Origin of the sequence: Clostridioides difficile ATCC 9689 = DSM 1296, assembly GCF_001077535.1 — a bacterium.
Taxonomy (GTDB): domain Bacteria; phylum Bacillota; class Clostridia; order Peptostreptococcales; family Peptostreptococcaceae; genus Clostridioides; species Clostridioides difficile.
Genome location: NZ_CP011968.1, coordinates 1,141,459 through 1,167,236 on the forward strand (window position 1 = coordinate 1,141,459; position 25,778 = coordinate 1,167,236).

Consider the following 25,778-nt stretch of genomic DNA (forward strand, 5'->3'; position numbering starts at 1 on the left):
ATAACTTCTAATATATATTTAGCATTAGTATTCTTATTTTTGTATGCACCCATATTTGCTTTGGTACTATTTTCTTTCAATGATTCAAAATCAATGGCAAGATGGAATGGATTTACATGGAAGTGGTATGGTCAATTACTTCAAAATGAGAGTATAATGAGTGCTTTATATTATACTATTGTAATAGCTATATTAGCATCTGTAATATCTACAATAGTAGGAACTATAAGTGCTATAGGAATACATAAGATGAGAGGTAAGAGTAAGAAATTAATACTAAATGTAAACTATCTTCCTATTTTAAATACAGAGATAGTTACAGCAGTAGCTCTTATGAGTCTGTTTGTATTTGTAAAAATGGAATTTGGATTTACAACAATGCTATTGGCACACATAATGTTTTGTTTGCCATACGTTATACTTTCAGTTTTGCCAAAAATGAAGCAATTACCTGATAATATAGAAGATGCAGCTATGGACTTGGGAGCAACACCTATATACGCTCTTAGAAAAGTAATTTTACCACAAATAAAACCAGGTATAGTTTCTGGATTTTTAATTGCATTTACTATGTCAATAGATGACTTTATAATAAGTTTCTTTAATGCTGGAAATGGTGTAAGCAATCTTTCTATAGAAATCTATGGAATGGCTAGAAGAGGTATAAAACCTGAAATAAATGCATTATCAACAATAATGTTTGCAGTGGTTCTAGGTTTACTTTTACTAGCTAATAAAAAAGAATCTATAGTAAGGGGGATTAAATAATGATTAAGTTTAAAAAAGCAATATCCCTTATAGCTGTAGGTATGATGATAGTTACTTTATTTACAGGATGTAATAAAGCAACTGATTCTACAAAAGTTTTAAATGTATATAATGTTGGAGATTATATAGATGAGTCTCTTATAGATAAGTTTGAAAAAGAAACAGGAATAGATGTTCAATATTCAACTTATGATACTAATGAAATGATGTATCAAAAAGTAAAGAGTGGTAGTACACACTATGATTTAGTATTTCCTTCAGACTATATGGTAGAGAAAATGAAAAATGAAGGTCTTTTGGAAAAATTAGATTTTAAGAATATACCTAATATGAAATATTTAGATAAGAGTTTTTTAAATCCTGTATACGACAAAACTAATGAATATAGTGTTGCATATATGTGGGGAACTCTTGGAATATTGTACAATAAGAAAGAAGTTAAAGACCCTATGGATAGCTGGAATATACTTTGGAATCCAAAGTATAAGGGAAATATAATGATGTTTGACTCTGTTAGAGATACTATAGGGATAACTCTTAAAAAATTAGGATATAGCATGAATAGTGTAAATCCAAAAGAAATAAATGAAGCTAAAAATCTTTTAATGAAACAAAAGGATTTAGTATTGGCTTATGTAAATGATGAGGGTAAGGATAGATTACTTGGTGGAGAAGTGGCAATGGGTATGCTGTATTCTGGAGATGCAGTTACACTAATGGAGCAAAATCCTGACCTTGATTATGCTATACCTAAAGAGGGAACTAATAAATGGGTAGATGCTATGTGTGTACCTACAACAGCACAAAATAAGAAAGAAGCTGAGCTGTTTATAAACTTTTTATTAGACCCAGAGAATGCAAAAGTAAATGCTGAGTACATTGGGTATTCAACACCTAATACAGGAGCACTAAAATTATTAGACCCAGAAATAACTCAGAATCCTGTTGCATATCCATCTAAAGAAGTACTTGATAAATGTGAAACTTTTGAAGATATTGGTGAAAATATAAAATTATATGACAAGGCTTGGATAGAGTTAAAATCAAAATAGGGTCTTGTTGGTTTAAGTAAATTTACTTAATAAATACTTAATAAAACTGTTCTTTTTTAGAAAATTTATTTTCTAATTATTGAACAGTTTTATTTTTTGTTTAAGTTATATTCATATGCAATTTAAATAGTTTATTAATAAATGAAAACTTATTTGTATAATGACTTTAATAATAATTAGAAAAACTGGGCAACTTAATAGAATAATTGGAGGTGTAAATTTATAAAAAATGAATAGGATAAATAAAAAAATAGATTTATTAATATTGGCTTTGCTCGTTTTTATATTTTTAATTGTTGGAATAGTAATACTATCGATTAGGACAGAAAATAAATTGAATGTGTTCATAATGTTAGCAATAATTTTTTTTATAATAATGTTAACTTATTTATCAAATTCAGTAGTGGGGTTGATAACAAGTTCAATAATTATATTTATGTATACATCCTATATTTTATATAACAATATTACTCACAATATGGATGTTGAATTTATATCATATATGTGGATAATAGCAACACCAGTATCTTCAATTATAATGGGTAATCTGAACAAAAGCATAAATGAATTGCAAAATACAAATAAAAAACTATCTGAACAGTATAAGGAATTAGTGACTATTGATAGTGAAACTGGACTTAGAAATTTAAAGATTTTTTATAATGATGTAAATATGGAGATAAGTAAATCTATTAGACATAATACTGATTTTTCTCTTATGATAGTAAAATTACCATACTACGGAAACCTACAGACTATATTTGGTGAAAACAAAACTAATAAAATAGTAAAATATATTGGTTCAAATATTATAGAATGTACAAGAAATGAAGATATAATTTATAGTTTACAAAAAGATATGATAGGGATACTAATGCCAAATACATCTTTGGAAGGTTCAAAAGTTGTTAAAGACAGAATAAAGAAAAGGATAAAAGAATTAAACTTAGATTTAAACAATAGGGGAAAATATGTAAATATAGATGTCAAAATTGCATTTTTACAATATAAGAGTAGTTTTGGAGATAGTATAAATTTTAAGAATATAGTTGAAGAGGAACTTCAATATGATGTTTAAAATATTTAATAAAAGTCTATTAAAATTAGTAGTTGTATTATCAATAGTACTGACAATATCAAATTTTAGCTTATCTTCATACGCATCAGAAATTACTTCCAGCACAGATAAGGTATTAATCATATATGATTCTAAGAAAGAAACAGCTTATAATAGAGATATTTTAAATATTATGAGGACTCTATTGGGAAGATTTAGTTCAGATATAGAGCTATTAAAATTGAGTAACTATGATGGTGAGATAAATAAAAATTATTACAGTCATATATTTATTTTAGGAATCAATGAAAACTCATATAATAATGATAAAAACACTAAAAACTTGATTAGTTCCTTAAATTCATATAAAGGAACTATATGTTGGTTAGGATATGGTATAGAAAATCTTTTGGAACATAAAAAATACAATTTAGACTATGTAGGAAAAACAAACAATATAGTTAGTGTAAATTATAGAGGTAAATCATATAACTTGGATGAACATTATGTTTTTAACATTGTAGAATCAAAAGATACAAGTAATAAAGTAATAGGAAGTATTAATGATACCTTAAATAAGTATCCATATATAATAAATGATAAAAATCTTTTTTATGTATCAAAATTAGATTTAGATGGAGTTTTATTTTATATATTTTGCGATTCACTTAATGATATTTTTAACATTAAGACGTTTGATAAAGGACGTATATTTGTAAGAATAGAAGATGTACATGCTTTTAGAGAACCAAAAAATCTTGTAGAGATAGCGGATTATTTAAGTAGTAAGAATATACCATTTACGATTGCATTAATACCAGCATATGTAAATCCTAAAAATCATAAAGTAATAACTTTATCAGAAAGCCCTGAAATTGTCAAAGCAATAAAATATATGCAAGATAAAGGTGGAACTGTGATATTGCATGGATATACTCATCAATACAAGAAAGAAGAAGTTTCTGGAGAAGGGTATGAATTTTGGGATGGTAAAAAAGATGAACCCTTAAAAGAAAATATGAAGATATTTGTCAAAGATAGAGTTTTGAATGGTCTTAGAGTATGTATAGAGAATGGAATTTATCCTCTTGCATTTGAAGCGCCACATTATGCAATGGAATCAGAGGGATATAAAGAATTAAAAAAATATTTTTCTACTTATATGGGGCAACATCAAAATAATGATAAAAAATTTAGCACAAATACATATCCTTATATTATTAGGGATACAGAGGAGTTTAATATATTTATACCCGAAAATTTAGGATATATAGACCCAGAAGATAAGTTTACTTTTCAAAATATAAAAGAAAATTTAGATAAATTATCTATTGTAAGAGGTTTTAGTGGAGGGTTCTTCTTTCATTCATATTTAAACATAGAGTATCTAAAAAACACAATAGAATATTTAGAAAAACAGAATATAGAATTTATGAATTTAAGAGATTTTAATAATTGGGTAAAAGTTGATGAAATACAAATAAGAAATAATGGAGATGAAATTATAGTCAACTATGATAAGGATTTAGATGAAATAACTAAAAGTGATACTAGATTTAAATCCATATCCAATATTAGTAAAATTTTAATATTCATAGTATCTATAAGTGTTTTAATATTTGTGATTATATTTATATATTTTAAGAGAATAGATAAAAAGAAATTTTTAAAATAAATGATTTTATATTAGAATCAATATTTTAAAATATTTTAGGAGAAATTTATGAGAGATTTAAATGTATCAGAGTATTTGTTCATATTTAGTCTGTTTAGTATATGGTCTTTATTGCTTATAAATATTATTTTAGCTATGGGTGGATATATATTTTATTTTAAAAACTTTGATAAAGAAATAAAAGAAATTGATGAATATCCTATGATATCAATACTTGTTCCTGCTCATAATGAAGCTAAAGTGATAGGTAGAACTGTGGAGTCTTTGCTATTACTCAATTATCCTAAGAGTAAGATGGAACTTATTGTTATAAATGACAATTCTTCTGATAATAGTAAAGAAATTTTAGAAAATATAAAGGATAGGTACAACAATTATAATTTCACTATAATAAATACAGATAGTTTAACAGGTGGAAAAGGAAAGTCTAATGCATTAAATATTGGATATACGATTTCAAAAGGAGATTTTATAGCTGTTTATGATGCAGATAACACACCAGATAAAAATGCACTTAGATATTTAGTACAAACTATAGTAATGAATGATGAATTAGGTGCTGTTATTGGGAAATTTAGGACTCGAAATAAAAATAAAAACCTATTAACCAAATTTATAAACATAGAAACATTAAGCTTTCAATGGATGTCACAAGCTGGTAGATGGCAACTTTTTAATCTATGTACAATACCAGGAACTAACTTTATATTGAGGAGAAGTATCATAGAAGAAATTGGAGGATGGGATAGTAAAGCAATTGCAGAAGATACAGAAATAAGTTTTAGGATATATAAATTGGGATACAAGATAAAGCTTGTACCACAATCTATAACATGGGAACAAGAGCCAGAAACTGTTAAGGTGTGGATAAAGCAACGTACTAGATGGGCAAAAGGGAATATATATGTATTAATGAAATATATAAAAAATATATTTAAACAGGGAAGAAATAAGATTGTGTTTGATATAGCTTACTTTTTTTCTGTATATTTTCTATTTTTAACATCTGTAATTATATCCGATATTTTATTTGTTTTAAGTATATCTAAACTAGTAGAAATTTCTATTCCAATTAACTTTTTTCTAATATGGATACTATCTTATCTTTTATTTATTATAGAAGTGAGTATAAGCCTTACTATAGAAAAAGGTGAAGCAACAATTGAAAATATATTCATAGTTGCAATAATGTATTTTACATACTCTCAACTATGGCTGTTTGTAGCTATAAAAGGAATGATAGAGTATCTAAAAGATATAATTTTTAAAAGAGAGGTTAAATGGTATAAAACAGAAAGATTTTGATTCATGTACAGGAGGAATTAACATGAAAAAATTTATTATATCAATTATATCTTTAGTATTGTTTTTTTCAAATATATCACTTATATACAAAGTAAATTCTGATGAGACTAAAGTTAAAAATTATAAGTTTGAAAGAGATATAACTATTGATGGTGTTATAGGAAGTAATAGTACTTTTTTTGAAGTAAATAAAAATTGGGATATTGAAGAAGTTTTATTGCATCTTAATTTTAGTAAGAGCCAAATATTAAATGGAGATGTTTCAAGTTTAACTGTATTGATAAATAATGTACCAATAAAATCTATTAAATTAAATGCTAAGACAAATTATAAAAATACATTAGAAGTATTAGTTCCAAAAGATTATATAATTCAAGGATATAATGAAATAAAAATAAAAACATACAAAACAATATCTGATAAAATTTGCCAAGATGATTCCAATACTGGGAACTGGATGGTTATTCACAAAGAATCATATATATCAATTAGATATAAGCAGAAAAAGGTGGAAAACTCAATAAATGAATATCCGTATCCATATGCAGAAATTGAAAATAATCATAAATTAGATACAACTATAGTAGTACCAGATAATATGACTAGAGGAGAGACTACAGCAGTGTTTAATTTGGCATCAGCATTTGGAAAAATAACAAAAAATGATGATTTAAAGTTAGATGTTAAATTATATTCAGAAATGAAAAATTGGTCAGATGATAATATTATATATATTGGTAAACCTGAAAATACAGCAGAAGAAATTTTGGATATTTTAAGTATAAAGGAACAAACCCTATTATCTTCAAACTGTATAATCAAGCAAGTAGATTCACCATACAATAAGAATAAGAAGATGATGGTGGTAATTGGTAGTAATGAAGATGATTTAATAAAGGCATCAAATTTATTAATAGAAAATAGACTTTCTAACCAAGTTTTATCATCATCAGTACTTGTAAACAAAGAGACTAATATAAAAATTAATAGGGAACAAAAATTAAATTTAGGTCATTTAACATTAAAAGACTTAGGATATTCTGACTTTTTGTTGGAAGGAGCATTTAATCAACAAGCTTTGTTTGATGTCAAAATACCAACGGGTAAGGTATTAGATGATGGTTCAAAGATTATCTTAAATTTAAGATATTCTGACAATTTAGATTTTGAAAAATCTTTAGTTACAGTGTCTATAAATGATGTTATTGTGGGAAGTAAAAAATTGGATAGGTCACATTCTAATAATGATAAGTTAGAATTAAAAATACCTAAAGATATAGATAATAAAAACTATTATCAAGTTAAATTGACATTTAATTTGAGTATAAAAAATTCGAATTGTGTTACTAGAGAGAGTAATAATCCTTGGGCATATGTATCAAATAATTCTTATTTGGCGTTATCTACGAAAGAAAATGAAACCTTATCTTTTGAAAATTATCCGTATCCATTTGTTAGAGATGATGAATTTAATGATTTAACTGTGATAATGCCAGATTATTCAGGGTCACAAGCTATGACCTGGATGTTTAGATTAGGTGTTACTTTAGGTGCGAATATAAATTCACATAATGGAAATATAAATGTAATTAGAGGAAAAGAATTTAGTGACAAGTATAAGGATACTAATATTGTAGTTTTTGGAGTGCCACATAATAATTCTGTTATAAAGATGTTAAATAATAATTTAAATATAAAGTTCGATAAAAATTACTCCAATTTTATATCAAATGATAAGATAAGCTTTATTGATGATTATGGAAAAAATATTTCTACCATTCAATTAATAAAATCACCATATAATAATCAAAAAAATATCATGGTAATTAGTTCAATGAATGAAAAAAACTTATATTTAGGAATGGATTATTTGTTGAATAAAAGTAAAGTTAATGATTTAAAAGGAGATACATTGATAATTGATGAATACGGAGAGGTAGAAGATTTAGCTTATAATTTAAAATCTAAGAAAGAAGTAAAAGATTCAAGTTGGAATATGAGTATAAATAAGACAACTAAAGTATTTTTAATGATTTCTTTTATTACTATAATTGTAGTCATGATATTATCAATGCTATATATAAAAAAATATAAAAGAAGATAATATGATAAATTTATTATTTTAAAAGAGGTATATAATTTGAGGAAATATATGAATAAATTTAAATTAAAAAGAAGTATTTTAATCTCATTAATAATCTTAATTTTTATATTTATAGTTTACTTTGTAAGTATTGAGTTAAAAGATAGGAGTCTAGTAAATAATCAATATAAAGGTAAGATTAAATCGGCCAATTTATCTGTAGATTATGAAATAAATCAAGTTATGAAGGATATAGATAAATTGGGATTGAATACAGTAAATGTACCTATAATTATAAATGTAGAGTCCATTAATTCTGATATTATGTCAATAGATAATAATAGTAAAGAAAAGGCAATTAAGTTAATAAAAAAATTAAATAAAAAAGGTATTTCAACAATATTAGAGGCATATCCATGGATTGAAAATGGAAAATTGTATGAGACTGACTGGAACCCTATAAATAAAAAAAGATTTTTTTATACTTGGCAAAATGCCATATTAAATGAACTTATAATTGATGTAGCAAATCCACTGGATGTAAATGTTTTAAATATTGGTTCTAATTTTGTACATTTGGAAGAATATCAACAAAATTGGGGTGAAATAATAGATTTTGTACAATCCAAATTTGACGGTCTTGTAACGTACAGAACTAATTGGTGGTATACAAAAAAAGATGATTTAAGTAGTAAGTTGTTTTATGAACAAAAGTTGAACAATAATTTTTTTGATAAGTTAGATTTTATATCTATAGCAGCATATTTTGAGTTAAGTAATAAACCTGTTAATACAGTGGATGAATTAATTTCTGCCTTACACTCATCTACTGTAAACAATAGAGGACAAAATATAAAACAAGAAATATATAACCTTTATAAAGCTCATAGAAAACCTATATTTTTTGGAGAATTAGGTTTTTCAAATAGAGAAAGTGCAAGTTCTCAGCCGTGGAATCATACTCCTTCAAAAGCTGTAAATGGCGAAGAACAAGCAAGGTGTTTTGAGGCATATAAGAAAGTTTTTGAAAATGAAGACTGGATAAATGGTTTTTCTGTGTTTTGTGTAGGTAAAATAGATGACGAAAAAAATTTTTACCCATCAAAAGAGAGTATAAAAGTTATTAAGTCTTGGTATGAATAATTTTGAAAGTGTAGAATTTATATAGATTAAATAGATGATTAGGAGAGATATAAATGAATGACATCAAGGTTATGACTGTATTTGGAACTAGACCTGAAGCTATCAAAGTAGCACCTTTAATAAAGGAACTTGAAAAAAGAGAGAATATAAAAAGTATTGTTTGCGTTACAGCTCAACATAGAGAAATGCTTGACCAAGTTATAGAAACCTTTAATATAAATGTAGACTATGATTTGGATATAATGGAAAAAGGACAAAGCCTGAATGATATAACATGTAAGATTTTAAATAAACTTCCGTTGATTTTAAACAAGGAAAATCCAAATATAATATTGGTACATGGAGATACAACCACAACTCTAGCTACAAGTTTGACTGCATTTTATAATAAAACTCTTGTTGGTCATATAGAAGCTGGGCTTAGAACCTATGATAAATATTCTCCTTTTCCAGAGGAGTTAAATAGACAACTTACAGGTATTATTGCTGATATGCACTTTGCTCCTACTAATTTGGCTAGAAAAAACTTGATTTCTGAAGGAAAACCTAATAATAATATATTTGTAACTGGTAATACTGCTATTGATGCTTTAAAGATGACAATAAAAGAAAACTATAATCATCCTATAATTGATGAGATTGGTAACGATAGGATGATTTTGTTAACCTCTCACAGAAGAGAAAATTTGGGTAAACCTATGAAAAATATATTCAGAGCTATAAAGCGAATAGTAGATGACTTTGAAGATGTACAGATAGTATATCCCATACATTTAAATCCTAAAATACGAACTATAGCTGATGAGATATTTGGAAAATTTCCTGAAAAAATTCATATTATAGAGCCTTTAGATGTAGCTGATTTTCATAACTTTTTAAATAAATCTTATATGATAATGACTGATAGTGGAGGAATACAGGAAGAAGCTCCATCATTAGGTAAGCCAGTTCTTGTGTTGCGTGATAAAACAGAAAGAACAGAAGGAATTGAAGCAAAGACACTTAAATTAGTAGGTACTAATGAAGATAGAATATATAATTCAGTGAGCGATTTATTAATAAATAAAGATAACTATGTTCAGATGAGTAAAGCATCTAATCCATATGGAGATGGAAATGCAAGCAAATATATAGTGGATATAATAATTAAAAAATTTAATTGCAAATATTTAAATTAGATAAGGCCTAAAACATTAACTAATTGATATAAGATTTATGATAATATTAAGGAATACAATTTTTAAGGGGGAGTAATATGGCTAGAAAATTAATAAAAAATTTGGGTAAAAGTAAAAGTGTAAAGAGAGTGAAACTTTTATTTAAGAAGATTTTTATTACTGTATTCATAGTAGCAAGTATAGTTGCTATTTTTAATATAACGAAATATTTTGAGGAATTATACAAAGTAAGGGATTTAAAAAGTACTAAAATTGAATACTATATGGATGTGGCTGATGAAGCAGGAGATGGAAAGGTCCAATTAAGTTGGAAGGCCTTACTTGCTATAGACATGGTAATACATGATGAAGATTTAAGTAATATAAAAAAGAAAGACACATTGGATATAGGGGAAAAGTTTATAGTAGAAGATAAAAATGGTAAAGGCGAAAAGGTGTATAAGGTAAAAAAGTTTAATAAGGTATTAAGCGAATTGAAATTTGACTCTTCTCAAAAAAGTAGAGCAAGAAAATACATGAAAGATTTAGAATACACATACCTTGGAAATAAACAATTAGATAGTAGTGATGAAAAAATTAAATTTATAAAGAAGTTAGAAGACTCAGCTATAAGAGAATATATTGATTATGGAATATTGCCCTCTATAACAATTGGACAAGCTATATTAGAATCTGGTTGGGGAAATTCTAAACTTACAAAACAGAGTAATAATTTATTTGGTATAAAAGCAGATAAAGCATGGAAAGGAAAAAGTGTAGAAATTTCAACTTCAGAGCATTATAATGAAAAAATTGTAGCTAGTTTTAGGTCGTATAATTCATTACAAGATTCTGTCAAAGATCACAGTTTATTTTTAATTAATAATAAAAGATATAGAAAACATGGGTTGTTTGAGGCAAAAGATTATATTAGTCAAGCTCAAGCATTAGAAAATGCAGGATATAGTACAGCAGAAGATAAAAAAGGAAATCGTATATATGCAGAGCTATTAATAGATGTTATTAGGAGTTATAATTTGCAATTGATAGATAATAAAGTTGAGACAAAATAATTGTTAACTTTATATGAGGAGATAACAAGATAAGATTTTTTTCTACAAAAAGAATAGAAAAATTGTAAAAAAAACTAAAAAAATGTATTGACTTGTTATTTAAAAGGTGATATTATTATTACTGTACTCGAAAGAGAACAAAATGAACTTTGAAAATTAAACAGTAGGTTAATTTATAAACAAGAAACAAACCATAAAGCCAGATATTTTGATAACAATAGTATCTGAGCCTGATAAACTTTTATTTGAGAGTTTGATCCTGGCTCAGGATGAACGCTGGCGGCGTGCCTAACACATGCAAGTTGAGCGATTTACTTCGGTAAAGAGCGGCGGACGGGTGAGTAACGCGTGGGTAACCTACCCTGTACACACGGATAACATACCGAAAGGTATGCTAATACGGGATAATATATTTGAGAGGCATCTCTTGAATATCAAAGGTGAGCCAGTACAGGATGGACCCGCGTCTGATTAGCTAGTTGGTAAGGTAACGGCTTACCAAGGCGACGATCAGTAGCCGACCTGAGAGGGTGATCGGCCACATTGGAACTGAGACACGGTCCAAACTCCTACGGGAGGCAGCAGTGGGGAATATTGCACAATGGGCGAAAGCCTGATGCAGCAACGCCGCGTGAGTGATGAAGGCCTTCGGGTCGTAAAACTCTGTCCTCAAGGAAGATAATGACGGTACTTGAGGAGGAAGCCCCGGCTAACTACGTGCCAGCAGCCGCGGTAATACGTAGGGGGCTAGCGTTATCCGGATTTACTGGGCGTAAAGGGTGCGTAGGCGGTCTTTCAAGTCAGGAGTGAAAGGCTACGGCTCAACCGTAGTAAGCTCTTGAAACTGGGAGACTTGAGTGCAGGAGAGGAGAGTGGAATTCCTAGTGTAGCGGTGAAATGCGTAGATATTAGGAGGAACACCAGTTGCGAAGGCGGCTCTCTGGACTGTAACTGACGCTGAGGCACGAAAGCGTGGGGAGCAAACAGGATTAGATACCCTGGTAGTCCACGCTGTAAACGATGAGTACTAGGTGTCGGGGGTTACCCCCCTCGGTGCCGCAGCTAACGCATTAAGTACTCCGCCTGGGAAGTACGCTCGCAAGAGTGAAACTCAAAGGAATTGACGGGGACCCGCACAAGTAGCGGAGCATGTGGTTTAATTCGAAGCAACGCGAAGAACCTTACCTAAGCTTGACATCCCAATGACATCTCCTTAATCGGAGAGTTCCCTTCGGGGACATTGGTGACAGGTGGTGCATGGTTGTCGTCAGCTCGTGTCGTGAGATGTTGGGTTAAGTCCCGCAACGAGCGCAACCCTTGTCTTTAGTTGCCATCATTAAGTTGGGCACTCTAGAGAGACTGCCAGGGATAACCTGGAGGAAGGTGGGGATGACGTCAAATCATCATGCCCCTTATGCTTAGGGCTACACACGTGCTACAATGGGTAGTACAGAGGGTTGCCAAGCCGTAAGGTGGAGCTAATCCCTTAAAGCTACTCTCAGTTCGGATTGTAGGCTGAAACTCGCCTACATGAAGCTGGAGTTACTAGTAATCGCAGATCAGAATGCTGCGGTGAATGCGTTCCCGGGTCTTGTACACACCGCCCGTCACACCACGGGAGTTGGAGACGCCCGAAGCCGATTATCTAACCTTTTGGAAGAAGTCGTCGAAGGTGGAATCAATAACTGGGGTGAAGTCGTAACAAGGTAGCCGTATCGGAAGGTGCGGCTGGATCACCTCCTTTCTAAGGAGAATTACCTACTGTTTAATTTTGAGGGTTCGTTTTTACGAATACTCAAAATTAGCACTTTTAGCAACAGAATAAACTGAACGCATGTGAAGTTTGTTTGTTGGCGCTGTGCGTTAGCACTTTAAGCAACGGGATTTATCCGTTGGCGCTGTGCGTTAGCACTTTGAAAACTGCATATATATATTTAGTGATATGACATCTAATTTGTAATATATAAAGCTGATAACTTTTTAAAATTATCGAAGTTGATAGCTTCTAATCTATCAAACCTTTTTAACTGGTCAAGTTATTAAGGGTGCAGGGCGGATGCCTTGGCACTAGGAGCCGATGAAGGACGTGATAAGCTGCGATAAGCTTCGGGGAGTTGCACGTAAACTTTGATCCGAAGATTTCCGAATGAGGAAACTCACTTAGAGTAATGTCTAAGTATCATTAAGTGAATACATAGCTTAATGAGGGGAACTCAGGGAACTGAAACATCTAAGTACCTGAAGGAAGAGAAAGAAATTCGATTCCGTAAGTAGCGGCGAGCGAACGCGGATTAGCCCAAACCAATAAAGTTTTCTTTATTGGGGTTGCGGACATATCATAACGAAGAGGTATCGTAATTGAAGAGGTTTGGAAAGACCCACCACAGAAGGTAATAGTCCTGTATGTTAAACGAGAAGACTTTAGATATGATCCAGAGTACCACGGGACACGTGAAACCCTGTGGGAAGCAGGAGGGACCACCCTCCAAGGCTAAATACTACCTAGTGACCGATAGCGTATAGTACCGTGAGGGAAAGGTGAAAAGAACCCCGGGAGGGGAGTGAAATAGAACCTGAAACCCTGCACTTACAAGCTGTGGAAGCACATTTCTTGTGTGACCGCGTACTTTTTGTAGAACGGGCCAACGAGTTACGTTAAGTAGCAAGGTTAAGCACTTAAGGTGCGGAGCCGTAGCGAAAGCGAGTTTTAACTGAGCGTTCAGTTACTTGACGTAGACCCGAAACCGGGCGACCTACCCATGAGCAGGATGAAGCGAAAGTAAAATTTCGTGGAGGTCCGAACCCACGAGCGTTGAAAAGCTCGGGGATGACTTGTGGGTAGCGGTGAAATTCCAATCGAGCCCGGAGATAGCTGGTTCTCCCCGAAATAGCTTTAGGGCTAGCCTCAAGGTGAGAGATACGGAGGTAGAGCACTGAATGTCCTAGGGGGTATTGCACCTACCGAAGACTATCAAACTCCGAATGCCGTCATCTTATACTTGGGAGTCAGACTGTGGGTGATAAGATTCATAGTCGAAAGGGCAACAGCCCAGATCGTCAGCTAAGGTCCCTAAATGTAAGTTAAGTGGTAAAGGATGTGGGATTGCACAGACAACCAGGATGTTGGCTTAGAAGCAGCCACTCATTCAAAGAGTGCGTAATAGCTCACTGGTCGAGTGATCCTGCGCCGAAGATTTCCGGGGCTAAAACTTACTACCGAAGCTACGGCATCAGTAATGATGGGTAGGGGAGCTTCCCATACGGGTTGAAGCATGACCGTAAGGACATGTGGACAGTATGGGAGTGAGAATGTTGGCATGAGTAGCGAGATGTGGGTGAGAATCCCACAGGCCGTAAACCCAAGGTTTCCAGGGGAAGGTTCGTCCGCCCTGGGTTAGTCGGGACCTAAGCTGAGGCCGAAAGGCGTAGGTGATGGACAACAGGTTGATATTCCTGTACTACCGATAACCGTTTGAGAGAAGGGATGACACAGTAGGATAAGCTAAGCACACTGTTGGTTATGTGTGCCCAAGCATTGAGGCAGTCAAAGTAGGCAAATCCGCTTTGATAATGCTGGGATGTGATGGGGAGCGAAATTTAGTAGCGAAGTAGCTGATTTCACACTGTCAAGAAAAGTCTCTATCGAGGTTAAAGGTACCCGTACCGCAAACCGACACAGGTGGGTGAGGAGAGTATCCTAAGGCCAGCGAGAGAACTGTTGTTAAGGAACTCGGCAAAATGACCCCGTAACTTAGGGATAAGGGGTGCCACCATCAGGTGGCCGCAGAGAATAGGCCCAAGCGACTGTTTACCAAAAACATAGGTTTCTGCTAAGTCGCAAGACGATGTATAGGAGCTGACGCCTGCCCGGTGCTGGAAGGTTAAGGGGATCTGTTAGAGCAATCGAAGCAGTGAACTTAAGCCCCAGTAAACGGCGGCCGTAACTATAACGGTCCTAAGGTAGCGAAATTCCTTGTCGGGTAAGTTCCGACCCGCACGAAAGGCGTAACGATTTGGGCACTGTCTCAACAACAGACTCGGTGAAATTGTAATTCCGGTGAAGATGCCGGATACCTGCGACAGGACGGAAAGACCCCATGGAGCTTTACTGTAGCTTGACATTGGGTCTTGGTACTACATGTACAGGATAGGTGGGAGGCTTTGAAACCAGGACGCCAGTTTTGGCGGAGCCATCCTTGGGATACCACCCTTGTAGTACTGGGACTCTAACCATAGGCCATGAATCTGGTCTTGGGACACTGTCAGGTGGGCAGTTTGACTGGGGCGGTCGCCTCCCAAAAGGTAACGGAGGCGCTCAAAGGTTCTCTCAGTACGGTCGGAAATCGTACGTAGAGTGTAAAGGCAAAAGAGAGCTTGATTGCAAGACATACAGGTCGAGCAAGGATGAAAATCGGACTTAGTGATCCGGTGGTTCTGCGTGGAAGGGCCATCGCTCAACGGATAAAAGCTACCCTGGGGATAACAGGCTTATCTCCCCCAAGAGTCCACATCGACGGGGAGGTTTGGCACCTCGATGTCGGCTCATCACATCCTGGGGCTGTAGTAGGTCCCAAGGGTTGGGCTGTTCGCCCATTAAAGTGGTACGCGAGCTGGGTTCAGAACGTCGTGAGACAGTTCGGTCCCTATCCGTCGCAGGCGTAGGAAATTTGAGAAGACCTGTCCTTAGTACGAGAGGACCGGGATGGACGTACCTCTGGTGTACCAGTTGTCCTGCCAAGGGCATGGCTGGGTAGCTATGTACGGAATGGATAAGCGCTGAAAGCATCTAAGCGCGAAGCCAACTTCAAGATAAGATTTCCCACCGCAAGGGTAAGACCCCAGAAAGACTATCTGGTTGATAGGTCGAAGGTGTAAGTGCAGCAATGTATTTAGCTTATCGATACTAATAGGTCGAGGACTTGACCAATATTTATTTGATGTTCATTCATTAGGATATATATGTAGTTTTTAGAGTGCTAACTCTAAAAAATTAGTTTTACTAATTTATAAAAATTTAATGCGGGTGTAGCTCAATGGTAGAGTTCTGGCCTTCCAAGCCAGCTGTGAGGGTTCGATCCCCTTCACCCGCTCCAAAAGATTATGTGGTTACAATAGCAGAGAGGATACACCTGTTCCCATTCCGAACACAGAAGTTAAGCTCTCTAGCGCTGATGGTACTTGGTGGGAAACTGCCTGGGAGAGTAGGACGTAGCCACGTAATCTTTTTTTGTTGTATTAAATTTAATAAACCTACAATTATTATATGTTTTTATTTGTCTTTTATAGATTTTTTTGGCAATAAATGATATAGTGAAGATAATTAAATATATTCAATATATTTAATTTTTTTATTTTTTGTTTTTATAATTTTTTTAGAAGTTTATTTTTTATGTACTTATTTATAATTTTGGGTAAAAACACTTTGATATATTTTCAAAAGATAAAAGATTAAAAAACAAGGTAGAAATTTATGTTAAGTAAGGAGATTAATATGAGAAGAAATACAAAATTATTAACAACAGGAATTCTTTCAATGGCAATCGTCACACCTACAATGGCATTTGCTACTGAATCTAATGCTATGGAAAATAACGCTGATTTAAATATAAACTTAGAGAAAAAAAGTATCGTTTTAGGTAGTACCTCAAAAGTCAGTGTTAAGTTTAAAGAAAAACCAGATGCAGATAGCATTACATTAAAGTATAAATGCTATGATATGCCATTGGATACAACTTTAAATTATAATCAATCAACTGAGTCATATGAAGGAACTATCAATTATAATAAAGACCCAGAATATCTAAATGTTTGGGAACTACAAGGGATAACAATAAACAGCAAAAATAATCCTAAAACTTTAAACAAACAAGAACTAGAAAAGATGGGATTAAATTTAAAAGACTATAATGTAACGCAGGAATGTATAATTGAAGATATAACTTCTAGAAAAGATGTAAATAAATATTTAAGAAAAACTTCTGCACCTATTACAGAACTTACAGGAAGTGATAGATACGAAACAGCAGTTAAAATAAGTAAAGAAGGCTGGAAAAATGGTTCAGATAAGGTAGTTATAATAAATGGAGATGTAAGTATAGATGGCATTATATCAACTCCACTAGCAACTACATATAATGCGCCAATACTTTTGGTTGAAAAAAACAATGTACCTAATAGTGTAAAATCAGAATTAAAGCGTTTAAATCCTAGAGATGTAATTATAATTGGAGATGAGAATGCTATTTCTAAAACTACTGCTAATCAAATTAAATCGACTGTAAATGCTAGTCAAACACGTCTAAAGGGCTCTAATAGATATGAGACATCTTTATTGATAGCAAAGGAAATAGATAAAAATCATGATGTGGAAAAAGTATACATAACAAATGCTAATGGCGGAGAAGTGGATGCACTTACTATAGCAGCAAAAGCAGGTCAAGACAAGCAACCAATTATATTAACTGATAAAAATAGTATTACAGACAACACATATAAATGGTTAAAGAGTGAGGATTTACAAAATGCTTATTTTATAGGTGGTCCTCAAATGATATCAACAAATGTTATAAATAAGGTAAATGATATAACTAAAGATAATGTTACTAATAATAGAGTATATGGAGCAGATAGACACGAAACAAATGCAAACGTAATAAAAAAATTCTATACAGATGATGAGTTAGAGGCTGTTTTAGTAGCTAAATCAGATGTACTTGTTGATGCTTTAGCAGCAGGTCCATTGGCTGCCAACTTAAAATCTCCAATACTTATAACACCAAAGACGTATGTATCTGCATACCATAAAGATAATTTAGAAGCTAAATCAGCTAATAAAGTATATAAAATAGGAGGAGGATTGACTTCTAAGGTAATGAACTCTATAGCATCATCATTATCTAAACACAATACAACTCCAACAGAACCAGGAAATAGTGGGGGTAAGACAGTTATGATTGACCCAGGACATGGTGGTTCGGACACTGGAACAACAGGTAAACCATTAGGGGGTATTAAAGAAAAAGACTATACATTAAATACTTCACTTGCGACAACTGAATATTTACGTTCAAAGGGATTCAATGTAATAATGACAAGAGACACAGATAAGACTTTATCTCTTGGAAATAGAACTGCTTTATCTAACTCTTTGAGACCAGATTTATTTACGAGTATACACTATAATGCATCTGATACAACTGGGAATGGTGTAGAAGTATTTTATAAGCTTAAAGATAAAGATGGAGGGACTACTAAAACTGTAGCTACAAATATATTAAATAGAATCTTAGAGAAATTTAATCTAAAAAATAGAGGTGCAAAAACAAGAACACTATCAACTGACCCTACAAAAGATTATTTATATGTTTTAAGAAATAATGATATGCCAGCTGTACTTGTAGAATGTGCATTTTTGGATAATGAGAAAGATATGAGTTTACTTAATACATCAAATAAAGTAAAAGAAATGGGTACACAAATAGGTAAAGGCATAGAAGATTCATTAAAATAGTCTACAATGAGAGCATAGAAAAATTTAAAATAAATTAATCTGCAATTTTAAATTTAAACTAAAGCTATAAGATAAGAATGTAATTATAATAGTAATAAAGACTGTATATACATTGTGCATATAAGTGCGAAATGAGGTATATACAGTCTTTTTATGATTAATTGTAAAAGGATTTATATTATATGAAGAATTTACATATCTTAAGGCTACAGTTAATTGTCAAGAGTTGGAGTATTCATTTGTAATACACAATAAAAGCTTAATTACTATATTTTATTGTGTGTTTGTGTGTTTTTTGTGGATTTTTATGTCAATAAATGATATAGTATAGATAATTAAATGTATTAAATATATTTAATTTTTTTATTTTTTGAGTTTTATAAGTTTATTTTTATATATTACTTATATATTATTTATATTTTGGGTTAGATACACTTTGACATATTTTCAAAAGTTAAAAGATTAAAAATAAAGTAGAAATTTATGTTAAGTAAGGAGATTAATATGAGAAGAAATACAAAATTATTAACAACAGGGATTCTTTCAATGGCAATCGTCGCACCTACAATGGCATTTGCTACTGAATCTAATGCTATGGAAAATAACGCTGATTTAAATATAAACTTAGAGAAAAAAAGTATCGTTTTAGGTAGCAAATCAAAAGTTAGTGTCAAATTTAAAGAAAAACCAGATGCAGATAGCATTACATTAAAGTATAAATGCTATGACATGCCATTGAATACAACTCTAAATTACAATCAATCAACTGGGGCATATGAAGGAACTATCAATTATAACCAAGACCCAGAATATCTAAATGTTTGGGAACTACAAGGGATAACAATAAACAGCAAAAATAATCATAAAACTTTAAACAGACAAGACCTAGAAAAGCTGGGATTAAATTTAAAAGACTATAATGTAACACAGGAATGTATAATTGAAGATATAACTTCTAGAAAAGATGTAAATAAATATTTGAGAAAAACTTCTTCACCTATTACAGAACTTACAGGAAGTGATAGATATGAAACAGCAGTTAAAATAAGTAAAGAGGGCTGGAAAAATGGTTCAGATAAGGTAGTTATAATAAATGGGGATGTAAGTATAGATGGCATTATATCAACTCCACTGGCAACCACATATAATGCACCAATACTTTTGGTTGAAAAAAACAATGTACCTAATAGTGTAAAATCAGAATTAAAGCGCCTAAACCCTAAAGATATAATTATAATTGGAGATGAGAATGCTATTTCTAAAACTACTGCTAATCAAATTAAATCAACTGTAAATGCTAGTCAAACACGTTTAAATGGTTCTAATAGATATGAGACATCTTTATTGATAGCAAAGGAAATAGATAAAAATCATGATGTGGAAAAAGTATACATAACAAATGCTAATGGCGGAGAAGTGGATGCACTTACTATAGCAGCAAAAGCAGGTCAAGACAAGCAACCAATTATATTAACTGATAAAGATAGTATTACAGACAATACATATAAATGGTTAAAGAGTGAGGATTTACAAAATGCTTATTTTATAGGTGGTCCTCAAATGATATCAACAAATGTTATAAATAAGGTAAATGGAATAACTAAAGATAGTGTTACTAATAATAGAGTATACGGAGCAGATAGACACGAAACAAATGCAAACGTAATAAAAAAATTCTATACAGATGATGAGTTAGAGGCTGTTTTAGTAGCTAAATCAGATGTACTTGTTGATGCTTTAGCAGCAGGTCCATTGGCTGCGAACTTAAAATCTCCAATACTTATAACACCAAAGACGTATGTATCTGCATACCATAAAGATAATTTAGAAGCTAAATCAGCTAATAAGGTATACAAAATAGGAGGAGGATTGACTTCTAAGGTAATGAGCTCTATAGCATCATCATTATCTAAACACAATACGACTCCAACAGAACCAGGAAATAGTGGGGGCAAGACAGTTATGATTGACCCAGGGCATGGTGGTTCAGCACCTGGAAATTCATCTGGAGGAATGATTGAAAAAGATTACAATTTAAATACTTCACTTGCAACAACTGAATATTTACGTTCAAAGGGATTCAATGTAATAATGACAAGAGACACAGATAAGACTTTATCTCTTGGAAATAGAACTGCTCTATCTAATTCATTGAAACCAGATTTATTTACAAGTATACATTATAATGGCTCAACTAATAAACAAGGTCATGGTGTAGAAGTATTTTATAAGCTTAAAGATAAAAATGGAGGGACTACTAAAACTGTAGCTACCAATATATTAAATAGAATTTTAGAGAAATTTAAACTTACAAATAGAGGTATAAAAACAAGAGTACTTCCTAGTGATTCTACAAAAGATTATTTATACGTTTTAAGAAGTAATGATATGCCAGCTGTACTTGTAGAATGTGCATTTTTGGATAATGAAAATGATATGAGTTTAATAAACTCATCTGCAAAAGTAAAAGAAATGGGTACACAAATAGGTAAAGGAATAGAAGATTCATTAAAATAAATGGAAATAAAAATATTTAAAAACTTAATGTAAATTTATAGTTGTAAATTTATACTAAAGTCAAAAAATGAAATATAAGTGTATCAATAGTAAGACTGTATGTACATTTGCACATGTGAATGCAAGTATATATACAGTCTTTTTTTGTAGTTAAATGCAATAATTTGATTGTGTTTTGTAAAATACACAATATGATATAATTAGATAATATACACTTAATTTAATTGAGGAAGGTGATTATATGGAATATTTATTTGAAAAAAGTAGTTTAAAAGAATATGGAAATGAAGCTTTAGATAAATATAGAGAATTATTAGATAAAACTGGTAATAATTCAAGGTGTATTCTTTTGTTAGTACCAAACAATAACACAAAGATACGATATGAAAGGGCTCTAAGATTAAATTATAGTGAAGAACTGAAAATAACAACATATATAAGTTTTGTGAAGAAAGAATTAGTTAAATACTGGCCACTAATAATAGAAAAATGTGATGAAATAAGTACAAAGGTTGTATCTCCAACATTTATATCAAATAGTTTAAGTGAATATTTAATAGTGCAAAAAGTTAAGGAAAAAAGGATACAAGAAGGATATTTTGGAGATATTACAGGAACCAATAAATCCATAGCAAATAGTATAATGACTAACATAAATAAGTCTGCATTTAATTTAATTGATTTTGATTTTATTGGAGAAAAAATATATTCATCAAAGAAAAATAAAGATAGTATATATAGATTTTCATACACTCAAATGGATGAAATTATATCATATTATATAAATTCCTTACTATCAAATTCAATTTTAGATAATGCATTAAGCATATATTTATACAATCAATACCTACTTAATGATGATTTTTATTTAAAAAACTTATTTACAGAAGTGAGATATATAATTGTGGATAGCCTTGAAAGCTCAAGTAATGCAGAAGTTGATTTTATAACAGAAGCATTGGATAATACATTACAAAGTTATATATATTTTGATTATAGTAGGGATTATTCTGTATTTAATAATGTGGATATAGACTATATAAATGAGAAAATAATATCAAAAATTAAGCCTAAAGAAGAAAATATTAAAAAGAAGGAGATTAGAATAGAAGATTTATACTTATTACCTGCAAATATAGAATTAAATCAATCAAGTCAATTATATAATGAAATGTTAGATTTAATAAGTGAAAAAGTTATATCTCTTATAGAAGAAGATGTATCTCCAAGAGATATAGCAATTATATCTCCTATAAACAATAGTATATTGGAGCATCAAATTAGAGATTCTTTGATAGAAAAAAATATAGATGTTTTTAGTACTAAGAAGGATAAAAAAGCTGTGGATTATCCATATGGGAATGCATTGGTAGTGGCTACATGTATATTCTATGGATATTTAGATTTTATAAAAGATGATGAATACTTAAGCTTTTTAGAAACTCTTTTAGAAATAAATAGGATAAAAGCATTTAAGATTTTTAATGAAACAAGACATTTAAGTATTGATAATATAGATGAACATAGTCAGTATCGTGATATTTTACAGTATATTGAAGAAAAAAAGAAGAGTGATATAAAAATACATGAATTTTTAACTCAATTTTACATAGATAAAATGTTAAATTTAAAAGAAGGTAAAAAGAATGTTGGGTTATGTAAAAAGATAATAGCTGAAAGTGAGTCTTTTAGTGAAAGTTTAAGTCTACTTGGGATGAAAAAAGAAAAGATATTTATAGAAGCTTTAAAAAGTACAATAAACGATTATTACTCTGTTGTCGATATAGAAGAGTTGAAATCCAAAGACAAAATAGTAATAACTACTCCTTATTCATATATATCATCAAATATAGATAGAAGTATACAAATATGGGTAGATATAGGAAGTAATGCTTGGAATATGAAAATAGAAAAAGATATAAGTAATTTAATTGTACTTAGAAAATCTTTTGAAGAAAAAAAGATTTATACAAATGAAATGGAAGAATATTATAAAAAATATTATCTATACAATACAGTATATAATTTGTTATTAAATGCAAAGAAAATCTATGCATTTAAAAGTGAATATGCGATTAATGGTTATATCCAAGAGAGTATATTGTATAGTATACTTTTAAAAATCTCACATAAAGGAGATAAAAATTATGATTAATATAAATTATAGAGAAGACCAGATACCAATAATAAATTACGATAATGGTACTATGGCAGTACCAGCAGTACCAGGTGCTGGAAAAACATTTATAATAACAAATTTAGTAGCTAAACTATTACTTGAACAGAAACATAAGGGTGGTAAAATATTAATTCTTACATATATGAATAGTGCTGTAAATAATTTTAAAGGTAGAATAAGAAAGATTCTTGAAGAGAATAAAATAGATGATACTAATTCGTATGAAGTAATGACTATACACAGTTTGGCTGTAAAAATAATAAAGGAAAAGCCAGAAGTTGTAATGTTAAGTGAGGATTTTAATATAGCTGATGATTTGCAAAAAAGTATTATATTAAATGAATGTATAAGTAGATTTAGATTTGAAGGTGGAGAAAGAGCTTTTAGATGGTTTTTAAAGGAGCAAAAAGATGAACGCTGGAAAGAAATAACTCTTGAAGCCTGGGAAAGAGGTTTTTTTGAATTTGCAGGAAATGCAATAAGTGAACTTAAGTATAAGGGAATTTCTCCAGATAAACTTGAAGAAATATTGTCAAGAGGACACAAAGGAATGCTTAAAATTATTTTACCAATATATAAATTGTATGATAGAAAATTAAAGCAAAATGGATTGCTAGATTATGATGATATATTAATTTTAGCAGAAAAAACTTTAAGCTTAGACGAAGGGCTTAGAAAGAAGTTTCAAACTAGATACAAATATATATTTGAAGATGAGTGTCAGGACTCAAATGAAATTCAAGGTAATATAATAAAAATTATATCTAGCGAAAATAAAAACCTAGTTAGAGTTGGAGATATAAATCAGAGTATAACAGGAACATTTTCATCATCAGACCCTAAATTTTTTAAAGAATTTATAAATAGTGCAGATTTCTGTTATAGGATGGATATGTCAAATCGAAGTTCAAAAGATATACTTGATTTAGCAAACACTCTTGTCAAGTATGTTACAAAGGAATTTAGACAGAAAGAATGTAGACATGCTCTTGAAGATATGCAAATAAAAACTGTGCCAAATGGAATGGGATATAAAGAAAATCCTAATCCAGAACATTATAATATAAATGTAAAGTGGTATGAGAGTTGGAAAATTGAAATAGAGCAAACTGCTAGATACGTTAAGGGTATAAAAAATAAATATCCAGATAAAAGTATAGGTATATTGGTTCCATTTAATGAACAAGTGACACAAGTTGCTAAAGAACTTAGAGAGAATAATCTAACCTTTGAAGAATTAGGACCAAATTCTTTGAATAAAAGGAAGGTTATAAACAATATAGCATATATTATTGATTTTATGTTACATTGTGATGATGTAGAAAAGTTAATAGTTGTACTTAATAAAGTTTTTATAGATACTGATAATGAAGAAGAAATAAAGTATTTTTTAGAAGAATTAAAAAACTATTCTACCGAAGAAATTATTTATAATTTTGAATTTAGTAAGTTAGATAATGATTTAATAGAATTTAAAGAAGAAAGTGATATATACTTAAGTTTTAAAAGAGGAATAGATATTATAAAACAGATATTAGAATATCCAATAATAAGGTTAGACCTCTTAGTTTTGTTTATTGGGAAAAAACTTAATTTAGAAAAAGAAGATAAAGCTGTACTGGATTATATATCTTTTTATATAAAGTATCTAGTATCAGAAAATATAAATATGGATTTAGAAGATGTATATAATTTATTGTTTGATGTAAAGAACAGGGTGTTTAATCATATAATAGATGTGGTATATGAGATAAATGGATATGAACCAGAGCCCGGTAGTATAACACTATGTAACTATCATAAATCAAAGGGGATGGAATGGGATTGTGTGTTTTTACTAGGTCTTGTTGAATATAATTTCCCTGACAATATTAATCAAAAGTTTCAGAGTGATAAATGGTATCTAAAAGAAAAATATAAAAACCCTATGGCAATTATTAAATCAGAAGTTGAAGCTATATTAAAAGGAAGTATTTCAACAGATTATGCTCATAAAACGAAGATTGATTCTATAAATGAAAAGATTAGACTTTTATATGTAGGGATTACTAGAGCAAAGGAAATGTTAGTACTTTCAGGAAGTGCTTATAGAGATGAAAGTGATATAGGGAATAAGAGAAAAGAGCAAAAACCATGTATATATTTAAGCAGACTTAATCAACATATTATTGAAAAAAGGTCAAATTAATATATAATAAGTTATTAAAAGATTGCTTGAAATATATCTAAAAGGGGATAAAACAATATGTACAGTAAGTA

13 protein-coding genes, 1 tRNA gene and 3 rRNA genes are annotated in these 25,778 nt (G+C 30.7%); all 17 read left to right on the plus strand.

The features are described from left to right. Nucleotides 1-93: 93 nt before the first annotated feature. The 17 genes from CDIF1296T_RS05630 (at nt 94) to CDIF1296T_RS05710 (ending at nt 25,707) form a co-directional block, all read left to right on the plus strand. Entirely contained in the window at nt 94-768 is a 675-nt protein-coding gene (locus tag CDIF1296T_RS05630) for an ABC transporter permease (protein ID WP_003437015.1), read from the plus strand. After that, the gene (locus CDIF1296T_RS05635; protein ID WP_009895984.1) at nt 768-1,820 is read left to right on the plus strand and encodes an ABC transporter substrate-binding protein; all 1,053 of its coding nucleotides are present in this window, start codon (nt 768-770) and stop codon (nt 1,818-1,820) included. The genes CDIF1296T_RS05630 and CDIF1296T_RS05635 overlap by 1 nt, the downstream gene beginning before the upstream one ends. A gap of 229 nt (nt 1,821-2,049) precedes the next feature. Beyond that, nucleotides 2,050-2,898 carry a diguanylate cyclase domain-containing protein gene (locus CDIF1296T_RS05640; RefSeq protein WP_003437011.1) on the plus strand — a complete coding sequence of 283 codons (849 nt, stop codon included), beginning with the start codon at nt 2,050-2,052 and terminating at the stop codon, nt 2,896-2,898. Then, entirely contained in the window at nt 2,888-4,552 is a 1,665-nt protein-coding gene (locus CDIF1296T_RS05645; protein ID WP_009895986.1) for a DUF2334 domain-containing protein, read from the plus strand. The genes CDIF1296T_RS05640 and CDIF1296T_RS05645 overlap by 11 nt, the downstream gene beginning before the upstream one ends. Nucleotides 4,553-4,600: 48 nt before the next feature. Continuing rightward, the gene (locus CDIF1296T_RS05650) at nt 4,601-5,857 is read left to right on the plus strand and encodes a glycosyltransferase family 2 protein (protein ID WP_009895988.1); all 1,257 of its coding nucleotides are present in this window, start codon (nt 4,601-4,603) and stop codon (nt 5,855-5,857) included. Between the two features lie 22 nt (nt 5,858-5,879). Continuing rightward, a complete protein-coding gene (locus CDIF1296T_RS05655) occupies nt 5,880-7,961 on the plus strand; it encodes a cellulose biosynthesis cyclic di-GMP-binding regulatory protein BcsB (RefSeq protein ID WP_018112603.1) in 2,082 nt (693 codons plus the stop codon). 48 nt (nt 7,962-8,009) lie between these two features. Then, nucleotides 8,010-9,083 carry a glycoside hydrolase family 113 gene (locus CDIF1296T_RS05660; RefSeq protein WP_021360388.1) on the plus strand — a complete coding sequence of 358 codons (1,074 nt, stop codon included), beginning with the start codon at nt 8,010-8,012 and terminating at the stop codon, nt 9,081-9,083. A 53-nt stretch (nt 9,084-9,136) separates the two neighbouring features. Beyond that, complete coding sequence (wecB, locus tag CDIF1296T_RS05665; RefSeq protein WP_003437003.1) at nt 9,137-10,261, plus strand: non-hydrolyzing UDP-N-acetylglucosamine 2-epimerase; 1,125 nt, start codon at nt 9,137-9,139, stop codon at nt 10,259-10,261. A 77-nt stretch (nt 10,262-10,338) separates the two neighbouring features. Continuing rightward, on the plus strand, nt 10,339-11,313 hold the full coding sequence (locus CDIF1296T_RS05670) for a glycoside hydrolase family 73 protein (RefSeq protein WP_003437000.1): 975 nt from the start codon (nt 10,339-10,341) through the stop codon (nt 11,311-11,313). A gap of 241 nt (nt 11,314-11,554) precedes the next feature. Next, nucleotides 11,555-13,057: ribosomal RNA gene (locus CDIF1296T_RS05675) — 16S ribosomal RNA — on the plus strand. A gap of 285 nt (nt 13,058-13,342) precedes the next feature. Continuing rightward, a 23S ribosomal RNA gene (locus CDIF1296T_RS05680) occupies nt 13,343-16,240 on the plus strand. Nucleotides 16,241-16,332: 92 nt separating this feature from the next. Then, a tRNA-Gly gene (locus tag CDIF1296T_RS05685) sits at nt 16,333-16,406 on the plus strand. Nucleotides 16,407-16,414: 8 nt separating this feature from the next. Next, nucleotides 16,415-16,531 (plus strand): 5S ribosomal RNA (gene rrf / locus CDIF1296T_RS05690). The 16S, 23S and 5S rRNA genes sit together here with 1 tRNA gene alongside, the layout of an rRNA operon. Nucleotides 16,532-16,804: 273 nt before the next feature. Then, nucleotides 16,805-18,823 carry an N-acetylmuramoyl-L-alanine amidase gene (locus CDIF1296T_RS05695; protein ID WP_021389460.1) on the plus strand — a complete coding sequence of 673 codons (2,019 nt, stop codon included), beginning with the start codon at nt 16,805-16,807 and terminating at the stop codon, nt 18,821-18,823. A 504-nt stretch (nt 18,824-19,327) separates the two neighbouring features. Continuing rightward, nucleotides 19,328-21,340: an N-acetylmuramoyl-L-alanine amidase gene (locus CDIF1296T_RS05700; RefSeq protein WP_009895998.1), complete on the plus strand. Its 2,013-nt coding sequence runs from the start codon at nt 19,328-19,330 to the stop codon at nt 21,338-21,340. Between the two features lie 241 nt (nt 21,341-21,581). After that, on the plus strand, nt 21,582-23,495 hold the full coding sequence (locus tag CDIF1296T_RS05705; RefSeq protein WP_009896000.1) for a hypothetical protein: 1,914 nt from the start codon (nt 21,582-21,584) through the stop codon (nt 23,493-23,495). Then, nucleotides 23,488-25,707, plus strand: a complete 2,220-nt coding sequence (locus CDIF1296T_RS05710; RefSeq protein WP_003437942.1) for an ATP-dependent helicase — start codon at nt 23,488-23,490, stop codon at nt 25,705-25,707. Before CDIF1296T_RS05705 ends, CDIF1296T_RS05710 begins: the two co-directional genes overlap by 8 nt. The last annotated feature ends 71 nt before the right edge of the window (nt 25,708-25,778 follow it).

Excerpts from the sequence above, each read along its gene's own strand:
- CDIF1296T_RS05660 (WP_021360388.1), top strand. The coding sequence starts at position 8,010 with ATGAATAAATTTAAATTAAAAAGAAGTATTTTAATCTCATTAATAATC.
- CDIF1296T_RS05695 (WP_021389460.1), top strand. The coding sequence starts at position 16,805 with ATGAGAAGAAATACAAAATTATTAACAACAGGAATTCTTTCAATGGCA.
- CDIF1296T_RS05650 (WP_009895988.1), top strand. The coding sequence starts at position 4,601 with ATGAGAGATTTAAATGTATCAGAGTATTTGTTCATATTTAGTCTGTTT.
- CDIF1296T_RS05630 (WP_003437015.1), top strand. The coding sequence starts at position 94 with ATGGCAAGATGGAATGGATTTACATGGAAGTGGTATGGTCAATTACTT.
- wecB (WP_003437003.1), top strand. The coding sequence starts at position 9,137 with ATGAATGACATCAAGGTTATGACTGTATTTGGAACTAGACCTGAAGCT.
- CDIF1296T_RS05640 (WP_003437011.1), top strand. The coding sequence starts at position 2,050 with ATGAATAGGATAAATAAAAAAATAGATTTATTAATATTGGCTTTGCTC.
- CDIF1296T_RS05655 (WP_018112603.1), top strand. The coding sequence starts at position 5,880 with ATGAAAAAATTTATTATATCAATTATATCTTTAGTATTGTTTTTTTCA.
- CDIF1296T_RS05635 (WP_009895984.1), top strand. The coding sequence starts at position 768 with ATGATTAAGTTTAAAAAAGCAATATCCCTTATAGCTGTAGGTATGATG.
- CDIF1296T_RS05705 (WP_009896000.1), top strand. The coding sequence starts at position 21,582 with ATGGAATATTTATTTGAAAAAAGTAGTTTAAAAGAATATGGAAATGAA.
- CDIF1296T_RS05710 (WP_003437942.1), top strand. The coding sequence starts at position 23,488 with ATGATTAATATAAATTATAGAGAAGACCAGATACCAATAATAAATTAC.
- CDIF1296T_RS05645 (WP_009895986.1), top strand. The coding sequence starts at position 2,888 with ATGATGTTTAAAATATTTAATAAAAGTCTATTAAAATTAGTAGTTGTA.
- CDIF1296T_RS05670 (WP_003437000.1), top strand. The coding sequence starts at position 10,339 with ATGGCTAGAAAATTAATAAAAAATTTGGGTAAAAGTAAAAGTGTAAAG.
- CDIF1296T_RS05700 (WP_009895998.1), top strand. The coding sequence starts at position 19,328 with ATGAGAAGAAATACAAAATTATTAACAACAGGGATTCTTTCAATGGCA.